12 protein-coding genes are annotated in these 14,243 nt (G+C 62.4%); 8 read left to right on the plus strand and 4 right to left on the minus strand.

Annotated elements, in window-relative coordinates; genetic code table 11:
- The first annotated feature begins 9 nt into the window (after window positions 1-9).
- From msrA to katE, 3 genes are all read left to right on the plus strand, one after another.
- Window positions 10-753 carry a peptide-methionine (S)-S-oxide reductase MsrA gene (gene msrA, locus KHO33_RS02215; RefSeq protein ID WP_054035476.1) on the plus strand — a complete coding sequence of 248 codons (744 nt, stop codon included), beginning with the start codon at window positions 10-12 and terminating at the stop codon, window positions 751-753.
- Between the two features lie 429 nt (window positions 754-1,182).
- Window positions 1,183-2,079 carry a MipA/OmpV family protein gene (locus KHO33_RS02220; RefSeq protein ID WP_054035380.1) on the plus strand — a complete coding sequence of 299 codons (897 nt, stop codon included), beginning with the start codon at window positions 1,183-1,185 and terminating at the stop codon, window positions 2,077-2,079.
- 199 nt (window positions 2,080-2,278) lie between these two features.
- Window positions 2,279-4,390, plus strand: coding sequence for a catalase HPII (gene katE, locus KHO33_RS02225; protein ID WP_200561795.1), 2,112 nt, complete (start codon window positions 2,279-2,281; stop codon window positions 4,388-4,390).
- A gap of 111 nt (window positions 4,391-4,501) precedes the next feature.
- Here katE and KHO33_RS02230 read toward each other — a convergent pair whose 3' ends face one another.
- Window positions 4,502-5,725: an MFS transporter gene (locus KHO33_RS02230; RefSeq protein WP_200561794.1), complete on the minus strand. Its 1,224-nt coding sequence runs from the start codon at window positions 5,723-5,725 to the stop codon at window positions 4,502-4,504.
- Between the two features lie 107 nt (window positions 5,726-5,832).
- On the opposite strand from KHO33_RS02230, the gene KHO33_RS02235 reads away from it, so the two are divergent.
- Window positions 5,833-6,723, plus strand: coding sequence for a LysR family transcriptional regulator (locus tag KHO33_RS02235; protein WP_054035382.1), 891 nt, complete (start codon window positions 5,833-5,835; stop codon window positions 6,721-6,723).
- A gap of 140 nt (window positions 6,724-6,863) precedes the next feature.
- Entirely contained in the window at window positions 6,864-7,682 is an 819-nt protein-coding gene (locus tag KHO33_RS02240; protein WP_200561792.1) for a helix-turn-helix transcriptional regulator, read from the plus strand.
- An 81-nt stretch (window positions 7,683-7,763) separates the two neighbouring features.
- Here the strand turns inward: KHO33_RS02240 and KHO33_RS02245 are convergent, their stop codons facing one another.
- Window positions 7,764-8,705: a LysR family transcriptional regulator gene (locus KHO33_RS02245; protein ID WP_200561790.1), complete on the minus strand. Its 942-nt coding sequence runs from the start codon at window positions 8,703-8,705 to the stop codon at window positions 7,764-7,766.
- A gap of 216 nt (window positions 8,706-8,921) precedes the next feature.
- Between KHO33_RS02245 and KHO33_RS02250 the strand changes: the two genes are divergently transcribed.
- The 3 genes from KHO33_RS02250 to KHO33_RS02260 are packed head-to-tail and all read left to right on the plus strand — an operon-like array spanning window position 8,922 to window position 12,003.
- Window positions 8,922-10,121, plus strand: coding sequence for an amino acid aminotransferase (locus KHO33_RS02250; protein ID WP_200561788.1), 1,200 nt, complete (start codon window positions 8,922-8,924; stop codon window positions 10,119-10,121).
- A 54-nt stretch (window positions 10,122-10,175) separates the two neighbouring features.
- Window positions 10,176-10,967, plus strand: coding sequence for a class II aldolase/adducin family protein (locus tag KHO33_RS02255; RefSeq protein ID WP_200561786.1), 792 nt, complete (start codon window positions 10,176-10,178; stop codon window positions 10,965-10,967).
- A 52-nt stretch (window positions 10,968-11,019) separates the two neighbouring features.
- Window positions 11,020-12,003 (plus strand): 2-dehydropantoate 2-reductase, encoded by a 984-nt coding sequence (locus KHO33_RS02260; RefSeq protein WP_200561784.1) that lies wholly within the window; start codon window positions 11,020-11,022, stop codon window positions 12,001-12,003.
- Window positions 12,004-12,101: 98 nt separating this feature from the next.
- Here the strand turns inward: KHO33_RS02260 and KHO33_RS02265 are convergent, their stop codons facing one another.
- Together KHO33_RS02265 and KHO33_RS02270 are read right to left on the minus strand one after the other, a co-directional pair.
- The gene (locus tag KHO33_RS02265; RefSeq protein WP_200561782.1) at window positions 12,102-12,293 is read right to left on the minus strand and encodes a hypothetical protein; all 192 of its coding nucleotides are present in this window, start codon (window positions 12,291-12,293) and stop codon (window positions 12,102-12,104) included.
- Between the two features lie 19 nt (window positions 12,294-12,312).
- Window positions 12,313-14,031 (minus strand): FAD-dependent oxidoreductase, encoded by a 1,719-nt coding sequence (locus KHO33_RS02270; protein ID WP_200561781.1) that lies wholly within the window; start codon window positions 14,029-14,031, stop codon window positions 12,313-12,315.
- Between the last annotated feature and the right edge of the window lie 212 nt (window positions 14,032-14,243).

Here is a 14,243-nt window from a genome sequence, read left to right on the forward strand (position 1 = left end):
ATGGACATCATGAACATCGAGAAACGCATCACCGGCAAACCGGCCCGCTCGCGCGGGGCGGCCATCGCGCTTTCGGTCGGGCTCGGCGCGCTGGCGCTGCTGCTGGCGCAGCGCATGGCATTCTCGTCGGAAGCGGGGGTCGTCATTGCGCCGCCCGCCGTCGACGAACCGATCTCCGCCACGACCGCGCACGAAGAAACCGCCGTGTTTGCAGGCGGCTGCTTCTGGGGCGTGCAGGGCGTGTTCCAGCACGTGCGAGGCGTCACAAAGGCGGTATCGGGTTATTCGGGCGGCCAGCGCGACACCGCACAGTATGAGACGGTCAGTGGCGGCGAAACCGGCCACGCGGAATCCGTGCAGGTCACGTTCGACCCCACCAAGGTCACCTATGGACAGTTGCTGCAGGTCTACTTCTCGGTGATTCAGGACCCGACCGAGTTGAATCGCCAGGGGCCGGACAGCGGCACGCAATACCGCTCGGCCGTGTTCCCGTTGAATGACACGCAGCGGCACGTCGCGCAAAGCTACATCGCGCAACTCGAGAAGGCGCATGCCTTCCCGGCGCCGATCGTCACGAAAACCGAACCGTTCAAAGGCTTCTATCCCGCCGAGTCCTACCATCAGAACTACCTGACCTTGCATCCAAACTCGGCGTATATCGCCATCAACGACATGCCGAAGGTCGCCAATCTGAAGCGTCTGTTTCCGAATCTCTATCGCGACAAGGCAGTGCTGGTCGAAGCGGCGCAGTAACAGGGCGAGCGCCACGCCGGCGGCTATCTTCCCTCGCTGAACTTGTCGGCGCCGCATCGCGCGGCGCCGGCCACTCTTTTTTGTGGTTGTATTCTGCCTGTCATCGTTACCACGGCACGCTTGCTAGCGTCCGTCGGTCTGTCCTTCCGTTTCTCCGATCAGAGTCGACTCCCCAGCGACCAGGCCCGCATTTTGCACAGCAGCGTGCGTCGGCGAATCTTTCGCACGTATCTGTTCATACAATTGCCCCATTGACGGGGCCGCATCAGGACCGAATGGTGCGTTTTGCCGGGCAATCTGTGTCGTTCGCTGAAAAAATTACATGCCGTACGTAGCAATACGGCCGTTGCCCGAATGGTGTGTAATCCGTCGTGGACTTCGGGCGAGAACATAAACCTCTTCGCGATACGCGAAAAACGGAGGCTTCTGGTGTTGATCAGCCGTAGAAAGCGGATCGGCAAGATTCGCAATAAACCAACAAGCATCGCGGCAACATCTCTGTTCGCCGTGACCCTCGGCGGTATTGGTATTCTGCCGGGTTCGGCCTTGGCCCAAACCCCTTCGCCATTGGGCGAATGGCAGTACTCCGTGGGCATTCCGCTGCAGAAGATGTGGCAGCCCGAGATTCCGGACTGGCAGCTGCGTGTCGGCGCGGCAACGTCGTTCCAGCCGCGTTACGAGGGCTCCGACCGATATCACGTGATGGGCGGTCCGAGCGTCGACGTGCGCTATAAGGACCTGTTCTTCTTTTCGAGCGGCGAAGGTCTCGGGGTTAACTTCGCCCAGGGGCAGAACTGGCGCGCGAGTCTCGCGGCCGTCTACGATCTCGGACGCCGTGCGCACGATGATCCTCAGGAGTTGAATGGCCTCGGCAACATCAATCCGGCACCGGGCGTCAAACTTTCCGGCGAATATGTCGTGTCGAAGGATTTCCCGCTCGTGCTGCGCGCCGACGTTCGACGCTATTTCGGCGGCTCGAACGGCTGGATCGGCGATCTGGGCGCCTACATGCCGATGCCTGGCAGCACCAAAAAATTCTTCTGGTTCGCCGGGCCGAACGTGACGCTCGCGGACTCCACCTACATGAACAGCTGGTACGGCGTGAATCAGAACCAGGCGGCGCATTCGCAATACTCGCAGTATCACGCGAGTGCGGGTTTCAAGTCGGTGGGTTTCGGCATTAGCGCGGTGTGGCTGTTCGACAAGCACTGGTTTGCCACCGCCGACGGCGCATTCGAACAACTGGTCGGCAGCGCGGGCAATAGTCCGATTACGCATACCAGGGCCACCGGCGTAGCCGACATCTCCATCAACTATCGCTTCTGATGCAGCGGTTCTCTATTTAACTGTATGGACGCAGGCGCGCGATTCCGGCGCGCCGCTTCTTTCGTCCATCAGTCATCAGTCTGGTCCAGCAGCAAATCCAATCCGCCATCGAGTGCTCGCGGGTACATCGCTTGCTGCCTTCTTCGGGTGCGTTAAACCGGACATTCCCCGGCGCGCCCGAACGCAAGGAGCAGATCTCATGGCAGGAAAGACGAACACGCAGAAGCCCGCAGCGAAGCCCGGACACGCCAACGATCCGAAGTCGAAGGATCTCGAACAGTTTCGCGTCAGTCCCGAAGGTGAGGCGCTGCGAACCAATCAGGGCGTAAAGATCGCCGACAATCAGAACACCTTGCGCGCCGGTCCGCGCGGCCCCTCGCTGCTTGAAGATTTCATCATGCGTGAGAAGATCACGCACTTCGACCACGAACGTATCCCCGAGCGCATCGTCCATGCGCGAGGCTCGGCAGCCCATGGTGTGTTCCAGGTGTACGAGTCGATGAGCGAGTTCACCAAGGCTGCATTCCTGCAGAACCCGAACGAGCAGACGCCGGTCTATGTGCGTTTCTCGACGGTGCAGGGCCCGCGCGGTTCGGCCGATACCGTGCGAGACGTACGCGGCTTCGCGGTGAAGTTCTACACACAGGAAGGTAATTACGATCTGGTCGGCAACAACATGCCGGTCTTCTTCATTCAGGACGCCATCAAGTTTCCGGACTTCGTGCACGCGGTAAAACCAGAGGCGCCGAATGAAATGCCGACTGGCGGCTCGGCGCACGATACCTTCTGGGACTTCGTCTCGCTCGTACCTGAGTCCGCGCATATGGTGCTGTGGACCATGTCGGACCGCGCGATTCCGCGCAGCCTTCGCACCATGGAAGGCTTCGGCATTCACACGTTCCGCTTCGTGAATGCACAAGGCAAGGGGCGTTTCGTCAAATTCCACTGGCGCCCGGTGCTGGGCTCGTATTCGCTGCTGTGGGACGAAGCGCAGAAGCTCGCCGGCAAGGATCCGGATTTCCACAGGCGCGACTTGTGGGAATCGATTGAAAGAGGCGACTTCCCCGAGTTCGAGCTCGGCGTGCAGATCGTCGAGGAAAAGGATGAGCACAAGTTCGACTTCGACCTGCTCGATCCGACCAAGCTGATTCCGGAAGAACTGGTGCCGGTGAAGATCATCGGCAAGATGACGCTCAATCGCAATCCGGACAATTTCTTCGCCGAAACCGAGCAGGTTGCGTTCCATCCGGGCCACATCGTGCCGGGTCTGGACTTCTCGAACGATCCGCTATTACAAGGGCGTTTGTTCTCGTACACCGACACGCAGATCAGTCGCCTCGGCGGACCGAATTTCCACGAGATTCCGATCAACCGGCCGGTATGTCCGTTCCATAACAATCAGCGCGATGCGATGCACCGCCAGACGATCAACGTCGGGCAGGCCTCGTACGAGCCGAATTCGGTGAGTGGCGGCTGGCCGAAGGAGACCGACCCGGCGCCGTCGGGCGGTGGCTTCGAAAGCTATCCGGAGCGCGTGGAAGGCAACAAGATTCGTGTGCGTAGCGAGTCGTTCGCCGATCATTTCTCGCAGGCCGCGATGTTCTACAACAGCATGTCGGAGCCGGAGAAAGACCATATCGCCGCGGCTTACCAGTTCGAACTCGGCAAGGTCACCAAGCCGGAGATTCGCGCACGCGTGGTCAACGAGATTTTGGCCAATTTCGATGCGGGGCTTGCCGCGAAGGTGGCTGAAGGTCTCGGTTTGCCGGCGCCGAAGAAGGGCACGGCGAAGCTCAAGGGGACTAAAGCGTCGGCCGCACTGAGTCTGCTCAATCGCGTGAAGCCCGGCATCAAGACCTGCAAGATCGCGTTGCTGGCTGCGCCGGGTTCCGATGGTGCGGCGATCAAAAAGCTGCAACAGGCGCTGCAAGGCGAGGGCGCGGCGCCGATGTTGATCGCACCGACCCTTGCCGCCATCGACGGCATGGCGCCGGACGCAACGATTGCCGGCTTACCGTCGATCATGTTCGACGCGGTGATCGTGGTGGGTGGTGACGCGGGCGCGAAGAAGCTGGCGCAATCCGGTGACGCGCGGCATTTCGTGCTCGAAGCGTTCAAGCATCTCAAGGCGATTGCGGCCATCGGCGCGGGGCGTGACGTGCTGACAGCGGCGCACTTGCCAGCCAATGCCGATGGCGTGGCAACCGGCGACGACAAGCAGGCTGCCGAGGTGCTGAAGACCTTCATCAAGGTGGCTGAACAGCATCGCGTGTGGTCGCGTGCCGCACAGGCGGAGACGGTGCCGGCGTAGCCGCATCAAGGGGCAAGGGTCAAGCAATCGGGTTGATCAGGCAGAACTGGCCGGGGCGAACCGGCCAGTTTGTTTGCGTGCTGAGTAACCGGGCTCGCTCCCAAAACTTCCTCACCCACGCGAACTGTCGCGCAGATGCAGCCCCGCTGCCGCCGCGAAAAAACCTAGCGCGGCGACACATACACCCGGCCAGCCCCAATGTGCGAGCGCCGGCCCGGCGATGGTGGCGCCTACTGCGCTGCCGACGAAAAAGAGCCCCGTGTAGAGCCCATTCACCCGGCCACGCGATTCGGGCGCGAGCAGATTGATTGCGCGCCGGCCAAGCGCCTGATCGGCAATCACGCCACCGTCGATAAAGAATGCGGCCACAGCCAGCATGGTGATCGATGCAATGCGCGACACACCCGAAGTCAATGCCAATGCCGCCAGCAGCGCGGCCACGATGACGACTGCATGAGCGAGCAGCGTGGCGGGCCTCGACCAACCCCTGTCGCCGGCACGGCCCGCCAACGGCGCGATGAACACGCTACCGCCACCGGCTAACGCGAACAGCGCGACGGAGGTGCTGTTCAACCCCAGCGGCGCACGCGTCAGGACAATGGCAACGCTGCTCCAGAACGCATTGAAGCCGGCCATGAGCAGCCCTTGATACAGGGCCCGGCGGCGCAACACCGGTTCATGCGCCACCAGTCGCACCATCGACGCCAATAACGCGGCATAAGGCGGCGCGCCGACAGGGCGGCTATCCGGCAACCGCGGCACCACGGCAAGCGTGACAGCGGCGAGCAGCAGAGCATCGGCTGCGTAAAACGCGCGCCAGCCGAGTGCACCGCCAATCACACTGGCAAGCGGGCGCGACAACAGAATGCCGAGCATCAAACCGCTCATCACATTGCCGACGACTTTGCCCCGCGAAGCCGGCGGCGCGAGCGACGCCGCTGCGGGCACCAGCATCTGCACGACACTCGACGTCACGCCGACGGCAAACGATGCCGCCAGAAACACCGGCGCGAGCGGCGCGATGGCGGCCAGCGCAAGACACGCGATCTGCGCGAACAACGTCGCCGCAATCAATGGCCGATTAGGCAGGCGGTCGATCAACGGGACGAGCCCCACGAGGCCGACCGCGTAGCCGAACAGCGTCAATGCGGTGACGAGCGTGGTCCAAGCGCCGAGATGCAGCGAGACGTCGAGCGGGCCGATCAACGTTTGTGACGCATACAGGGGCAGCACGGCGACCGCGACCATCGCGGCGAAGCGCGCGGTCGGAACGCTCTGTGCCGGCGGCGTAGCCGTTTGGGCGGCCGTCGGGCATTGAATCGTGGATGAGTCCATCGGCGGGCTACCCGTAGAGTCGAAGTGAATCGATGCTACTCTCACGTCAGACAAACACAATTCGCACTGAACTGGATACATCCTCACGATAAACGGGAGAATCGCCGATGGATGCATTGCGCGATCTGGAAACTTTGGTGGCAGTCGTCGAGGAGGGCAGTCTGACGAACGCCGCGCGCCGGCTTGGCCGGTCGTTGCAGGCTGTCAGCCGGTCGCTTCAGGTGCTCGAACGTGCGCACGGATCGACCCTGATCGTGAGAACCACCCGAACGTCGCAGCCGAGCGAAGCTGGCATGCGTTTTTACGAGCGCGTCAAAGGCGCGTTGACGGAACTCGAACTGGCGCGTACCGAACTCGCGGAGGAATTGCACAGGCTGACCGGGCGTTTGCGCATCAATGCGCCCACGCTGTTCGGACCAAAATTCGTCGCGCCGCTTGCCGCGGAATTTTTGCAGCGTCATCCGCAACTGGCGTTGTCGCTCGATCTGAGCGACGAGTATCGCGATCCGGCAGAGACCGGCGCGGACGTGACGATCCGCATTGGCGAAATACCTGATTCGCGGCTGGTCGCGCGACGGATCGGCACGCTTCGGCGGGTGGTGTTCGCAGCGCCGGCTTATCTTGCCGAACGCGGCAGACCATCACATCCACGGGATCTGGCGAAACACGATTGTGTCGTTCGAACGGGCGCGCGGCATCCCGTGCGGTGGGTGTTTACGTCGCCCGAGGGCAACGAGATTGCGGTGAACGTGGCGGGCCGCTTTGACAGCAATCAGGTGGCCGCGGTGAATGCGGGCGTACTGGGTGGCATGGGGGTTGGGATCGCTGCCTTCTGGCAGATTCAGGAGTGGATCGAAGCAGGCAAGGTTGAGGTATTGCTGACGGATTTTCCGCTGACACCTTTGCCCTTGCATGCGATGTGGACAAGGACGCGGCGGCTGCCACAGCGGACACGGCTGCTGGTCGATTTCCTTGCTGTCAAGTTGGGGGCGTTGTAGATTTATCGCCCGCGGAAGGGGTTGCGAGGGTTCGGCGGCGTGCGCGGATTTCGCCGTGAAGGCAGCGCAGCATCAGGTGCAATGCTTCATTGTGCTACGCTTGCCTGACCAACTCCACGTAGCGTGACCTCGCCATCATCATGCGTTCCTGGCGCATATCCACACCGGCCCGCAGCGGGCACATCAACACCTCGCGTGTTACCGACCTCGTCATGTCGATCTCGCATGACGACCCGGACGCGCTTGCTGCAAGCATTCTGAAGACGATAGGCGACACGCTTCCCGTGTCGCAGTGTACGATTTTCGCGTACGAATTCGACGCGAGACCGCGCACCGTCTCCGCCGCCGACCATCGCGGCGGGCGCTTCCTCCGCGATGTCGCTGATCGCTACACCACACACTTCTATGCGCTCGATGGAAACCGCGCCATCGTCGGCCGCCCGCAAACGAAGCAGGCGCGCGAGGCGCTAGTGCTGCACCAGCAGCAAAGCGAAGAAATCGAAAACGAAGCCTACCGCGCCGCTTGTTATGCGCAGCCCAACGTGTCCGACCGGCTGTCGCTGCTTTTGCAACCCATGGAAAGCGTCTGGCTGTCGATCAATCTGTATCGTGACAGCGCGTACGGCATGTTTCAGCCAGGTGAACTGGAACATGTTGAAAGCATGGCGCATCTGTTCGCGCATGCTGCAAAAAGCCACTACGCGCTCAATGGGCAGCATCAGCAAGGCACGGCAGCCGCGATGCTGGCACGCGTGAGACGTGCCTGCCCGGCGCTGACGCCGCGCGAGATCGACGTGCTGCGCGGTACGCTCGAAGGCGCGAGTGCCGCCGAGATCGCCGAGCAAATGGGCGTCAAAGCCACCAGCGTGATTACGTATCAGAAGCGCGCTTACGCGCGGCTGGGGATCTCGAGCCAGCGCCAGTTGTTCGCGCTATGTCTGCAGACTGAGCGGTCTTGAGCAGGCGCATCGAAGCCGCAGATTAACCGCGAGGCGGCCGAAGAAGAACCGCCGAAGTGCCGTGGAACTCGCATCAAGAAGTCACCCGCGCTTTGCCCGCGCATCCACCTGCGTCTCACGATCCCAACGCTTCAGCCACGGCATGATGAATTCCGCGAATCCATCCGCGGGCGGTGACAGCGCACGTTCGGTCGAACGATACACGCACACTTCACGGATCGTTTCAGGATCGACGATCCGCTTCATCACCAACCCAAAGGTTCGTGCGAGCGGCGCCACATAGGCGGGCGCGAGCGTCACGGCGAGCCCTTGCGACGCCAGACCGAACGCTGTCGTAACGTTGTCCACCACGTCCACGGGAATGATGCGCGCCTCCGCCGGCAGATTAGCCAGCATCTGTTCGACAGCGCGCTCGTGGTCGCGGCCGGTGGCAACAATGGGCACGCCGCGCAGGTGCTGCCACTGCACCCGGCGCCGCGCGTTCAATGGATGCGTTGGCGCGCACCACATCACCCACGGGCTCGCGAAGGCCGGATCGCAACGCACCCGCGTGCCGCTCTGACGATCCGGGCCGATCGCGAGATCTACGTCGCCGCTTTCCACACGCTCCACCAACTGTTCGACCACGGTGTCGCAAATGCGCACGACCACCTTCGGTTTGTCGCGCGCATATTCGGCGATGGCCGCCGGCAGCGCAGTCGCCGCGAGCACCAGCGGCGCGCCGACTCGCACGATCCCGGCCGCGCGATTGCGGATGTCGTCGGCGGACTGGGCGGCGGCGCGCACATAGCGCAACACGGATTCGGCCGACGACAGAAAGTCCTGCCCCGCACTCGACAGATTGACGCGTCGCGTCGTCCGGTCGAAGAGGCGAAAGCCCAGTTCCGTTTCCAGTTCAGCCAGCAACTGACTGACCGCTGACGAGGTCAGCCCGAGCCGTTCCGCCGCCGCGCCGATGCTGTGCAAATCGACGATGGCGAGAAAGGCTTCGAACTGACGGATGGTGACGCGTGTGAGTGGCATCAGGCGATTCTAAAGAAAAACTTACGAATCGTGAAAAATCGATTGATTGTAGATAGCGTGCCATTGATCGACACTTGCCCTCATCGACGCGAAGCTGGAATCCCGCTTAGACTTCCGTCTCGCCCACGCTGCTACGGCTAGCCTGCAACAGTTCGCACTCAGGGTATACGCAGGCCGCAATCAAGCCGCATGCAGGGCTCCACTCAAGGAATTGCCATGTTCGACCATATTCCCGCCTATCCGGGCGACCCGATTCTGAGCCTGAACGAGGATTTCCAACTCGATCCGCGACCCAACAAGGTCAACCTGAGCATCGGCATCTATTTCGACGACGCCGGCAAGCTGCCGGTGATGGACGCTGTGCGGCGCGCTGAAACCGCGTTGCTCGATTCGATCGGCCCACGCTCCTATCTGCCGATGGCGGGCCTGCCGCTCTACCGCGACGCAGCACAGGCGCTGGTGTTCGGCGCGGACCACGAAGCGCGCGCCGCAGGTCGGATCGCGACCTTGCAGACCATCGGCGGTTCGGGCGCGCTGAAAGTCGGCGCGGATTTTCTGAAGCGTTATTTCCCGGCCTCGCAGATCTGGATTAGCGATCCGAGTTGGGAAAACCATCGCGTGGTATTCGAAGGCGCGGGCCTCACGGTCAACACGTATCCGTATTACGACGAACACACCGGCGGCTTGCGTTTCGCTGACATGCTCGACACGATCGGCCGCTTGCCGGAACAGAGCGTCGTGCTGCTGCATGCGTGCTGCCACAACCCGACCGGCGTCGATCTGAGTCCGGCGCAATGGGCAGAATTGGTGCCGGTATTGCAGCGCCGCCAACTGATTGCGTTTGTCGACATGGCGTATCAGGGTTTCGGCGCAGGTCTTGAAGAGGACGCCGCCTGCGTGCGCCTGCTCGCCGATGCGGGCGTGCCCTTGATCGCCGCGAATTCGTTCTCGAAGAACTTCTCGCTGTATGGCGAGCGCTGCGGTGCGTTGAGCGTGGTGTGCAAGAGCAAGGAGGAAGCAGCTCGCGTGCTCGGTCAATTGATGTCGACGGTGCGCGCCAACTACAGCAATCCGCCGACGCATGGCGCGCGCCTCGTCGCCAACGTGCTGTCCGACGCATCCTTGCGTGCCTCGTGGGAAGCGGAACTCGCCACCATGCGCGAACGGATTCTCGCCATGCGCGGCACGATTCACGAAGGCCTCGCGGGCCGTGTCGATGAAGTGATGCGCGCGCGTTACGTCGCGCAGCGCGGCATGTTCACGTACACGGGTTTGAGCGAAGCCCAGGTCGAGCGTTTGCGCAGCGAATACGCCGTGTACGTACTGCGTTCGGGACGCATGTGCGTTGCCGGATTGAATGCGCGCAACGCCGGCTATGTGGCGTCGTCGATCGCGGCGGTAGTGGCGGGTGCATAACGGCTGCTACTCGCAACGGCCTGACGACAACGAAGGATAAACACGGAGACCCGGATGACGACTCTTGAAATGCCGGCGGCGAGCCCTGCGAAGGCCGCCGCGATGCACCCCGACGAATGGCAGGCGCGCGTGCAACTGGCCGCGTGCTATCGCATCTTCGACATGCTCGGCTGGACCGAGATGATCTACAACCACATCACGTTGCGCGTGCCGGCGAGCGTGAGCGGCGGCGAGCGGCATTTCCTGATCAATCCGTTCGGCCTGCACTACAGCGAGGTGACGGCGAGCAATCTCGTGAAGATCGACGCGCAAGGTCGCGTGCTCGACAACTCGCCGTATCCGGTGAACCCTGCGGGTTTCGTCGTGCATGCGGCGATTCACGAAGGCCTGGCCGATGCGCACTGCGTGATGCACACGCACACCACGGCCGGCGTCGCGGTGGCCTGCCTCGAAAACGGCCTGGAGCAAACCAACTTTTATAGCGCGCAGTTGCATGACCGCATCGCGTATCACGACTTCGAAGGCATCACGGTGCATGCGGAGGAAGGGCCGCGTCTGCTCGAACATATCGGCAAAAGGCAAGCAGTGATCCTGCGCAATCATGGCCTGCTGGCATGGGGCCACACCTTGCCGCAGACTTTCGCTATTCTGTGGACGCTCAACCGCGCGTGCGAAATCCAGATGGCCACGTTTTCGATGGGCCGCGCGCGGCCGGTGCCGGAAGAAGTCGCGATCCGTTGCTCGCGCGACTCTTTGCAATTCGATCCACGTCATGGTGCGGGGCAGGACGTGTTCGACGCGCTGGTGCGGCGCGTGGATCGCATCGATGCGAGCTACAAGGATTAACGCGGAAATTGAGGCAAGGATTGCCCCGAGGCTTAACGCAAGGATTGAAGCAATGAAAGTAGGTATCTACGGTGCCGGCGCGATCGGCGGCTGGATGGGGGTGAAGCTCGCGCAGGCCGGCCACGACGTGAGCGTGGTGGCGCGCGGCGCGACACTCAGCGCGTTGCAGCAGCACGGCTTGCGTCTGATCGAAGGCGGTGTGACGCACGCGGTGAAGGTGACGGCAAGTGAACAGCCGGCGGATCTCGGCGTGGAGGACCTCGTCGTGGCGGCGGTCAAGGGTCCGGCGATGGCGTCGGTGGCCGCGCATATTGCGCCGCTGCTGAACCCGCAGACGATTGTGCTGACAGCCATGAACGGTGTGCCATGGTGGTTCTGCGACGGGCTCGGCCGTGATTTCGCCGGCAAGCGGCTGAAGTCAATCGATCCTGACGGCGCGATCGCCGCGGCGATTCCGACCGCGCAGACCGTGGGCTGCGTGGTGCATGCCAGTTGTCTGATCGAGTCGCCGGGCGTCATCAGGCATCACCAGGGCAATGGGCTGATCGTCGGCGAGGCGTCGGGGCAAGCGAGTGAACGCGTCAAAACGCTCACCGCCACGCTGGCCGCAGCGGGTTTCAATGCGTCGATGTCGGAGCAGATTCAGCGCGACGTCTGGTACAAGCTGTGGGGCAACATGACGATGAATCCGATCAGCGCCATCACCGGCGCGACCACCGACCGGATTCTCAGCGACGAACTGGTGCGCAACTTCGTCACGAGCATCATGCTGGAAGCGAAGGAGATCGGTGCACGCTTCGGTATTCCGATCGAACAGGCGCCGGCGGATCGTCACGAGGTCACGCTCAAACTGGGCGCGATGAAAACCTCGATGCTGCAGGATGTACAAGCCGGCAAGGCGGTCGAACTCGACGCGCTGGTGGCTGCGGTGCGTGAACTGGGGCAGCTTACCGGTGTGCCAACGCCCAACACGGACGCTTTGCTCGGCCTCGCGCGCCTGCATGCGAGTACGTTGGGGTTGTATCCCCGGCAGTGAAGGTTGCGACGACCTCCGAAAAGAAGCCGCCCCGCATGATCTACGGGGCGGTTTTTTTTCGTCTTACGTTTCGCGTTTTTTTTAGAGGGCTTTCCGCATCACGCAGTCACGGCCGAAGAGGCCGGCAGCTTTGCCGCTTCAATCAGCGACAGCGCTCGCTGCGTATCGCCGAGTTCCGTCATGCACAGCAGCGCAAGACGAGCCAGATATAAAGGCGCTTGCGCTTCGCCTTCGGTGGTCAGTGTCTTGCAGAGCGTCGTGTAGACGAGGTCGAGTTCGCTATCGGTCATGGTGTGGGTTCCTCTTGCATCAATTCGTCAGACTGGCCGTCACGGCGCTTTGCACGTCCGTCGCGTTGCCGTTGCGCCAGCGGGCGAGCACATGACCGTCCGGCCTGATCAGATAGACCGTGCCCGGCGTGGCATCGAGCATCTCGTGCAAGCGTCCCGCCGGATCGACCACATGCGGGCTGGTGACGCGCAGGGCATCGCCTGTGACCAGCGTGATCGCTTTGAACGGAATGCGATGTTCGCCGAGCGCATGGTGCAATTGCTGCCATGCTTCGTCTTGCGCCGTGTCCGCGCCGAAGCGAAGTGCGGTGAAGCACGGCCCAAGCAGATCGGTGAGATGGATATCGAGTGGTATGCCGTCGCACGTGCGTTGAAGTCGGCACTCCGGCAGTACGGTGCCCGGCGCCGGACCCTTGGCGAATGCGCCGGATGCAACAGCTGCGACCCGATTGAGCGGCGACTCGGCATACGCAATAGCATGCGTCTGCCGCGGATTGATCAGCGGCCGCACGGCCGGATGATGAACGGCAAGTCCGAGAACTGCCTGGCGCATCAGGTCGAACGCGAACGAGGGCGGCGCCATGAATTCGGTGCTCTTCATGCCGTAGCTCAGATTTTCACGCGCCGCGAACACGCGCTCGTCGCTGTAGCTGTCGAGCAGGCGGTCAGACGCAATGCCGTTGACCACGCAACCAAGTTTCCAGCCGAGATTGTCGGCGTCGTCGATGCCGGAATTCGCGCCGCGCACGCCGAAAATCGGCACGAGATGCGCAGCATCGCCCGCGAACAGCACCGAGCCGTGACGGTACCGTTCGAGCGTCAACGCGTTGGCCTTGTAGACCGTAATCCAGATCGGCGACCATTCACCCGTTTCGCCCATCGAGTCGAGCACGCTCTGCACGCGTGGCATCACGTTTTCAGGTTTGACCGCAGCCTCGGGATCTTCATCGTCGCGAAGCTGGTAGTCGATGCGCCAGACGTTGTCGGGCTGCTTGTGCACCAGTACCGTCGAGCCGGGATTGGAGGGCGGATCGAAATAGGCGAGACGCTCGGTGGCGCGTTCGCTCTCCAGTTCGATATCGACAATCACGTAGCGTCCCTCGTACGTGGTGCCGGTGAGCTTGAGGCCGAGCGCTTCGCGAATCGTGCTGCGGCCGCCGTCGCAGGCGACGACCCAATCCGTGCGCATTTTCCAGGCGGTATCGCCGGTGCTGAGGCCAAGCGTTGCACCAGTGGCGCCGTTGCCGGTGTGTTGTTCAATACCGGTCACGCGGGTTTGCCAGCGGATGTCGATCAGATCGGCATGCTGTTCCACTTCGTCGAGCAGCAACTGTTCGATCTGGTATTGCGCGATGTTGATCATCGGCGGCAGCGATTGCTCGTCGTCCTGATGCATGGCGAAGCGGAACACTTCGGCATCGCGGTAGAAGCTGCGGCCGCCCGTCCACGGCAAGCCTTTTTTCAGGAAACCGTGCACGGCGCCGAGGCGTTTGAAAATCTCCAGGCTGCGGCGTGAAATGCAGATCGCACGGCTGCCGGTGCATACGCCGTCATCGGCTTCGATCAGCACCGAGCGTACGCCCTGGCGAGCCAGCGCAAGCGCCAGCGTCATGCCGACCGGACCGCCCCCGGCAATCGCTACGGCGCGCCGCTGAGGGTCGCACCCGTCGACAAGCGGCGGCACCAAGCCCGCATAGGAACGCGGCGTGAACGGATAGGGTTTGAAACTGCGGCTCATGCGTGTCTCCTGGATCTTCGTTGCCGATGGATTGCCCGCCGCGGCTTGAGTGCTCTCTGGAGGCGGTGCGAATCGATTGGTGAAGTATGAAGGAGGGGTAGCGCGTGGCTGTCCTCATTTTGGGTACAAGGACTGGGCGTTCCGGCGATAGAAAAGGCCGCAGGCCGCTCACGCCCCTGCGGCCCTTCTGATTCTTGCAATGCAATGCAGAC

The organism is Paraburkholderia nemoris (assembly GCF_905221015.1).
GTDB classification, from domain to species: domain Bacteria; phylum Pseudomonadota; class Gammaproteobacteria; order Burkholderiales; family Burkholderiaceae; genus Paraburkholderia; species Paraburkholderia nemoris.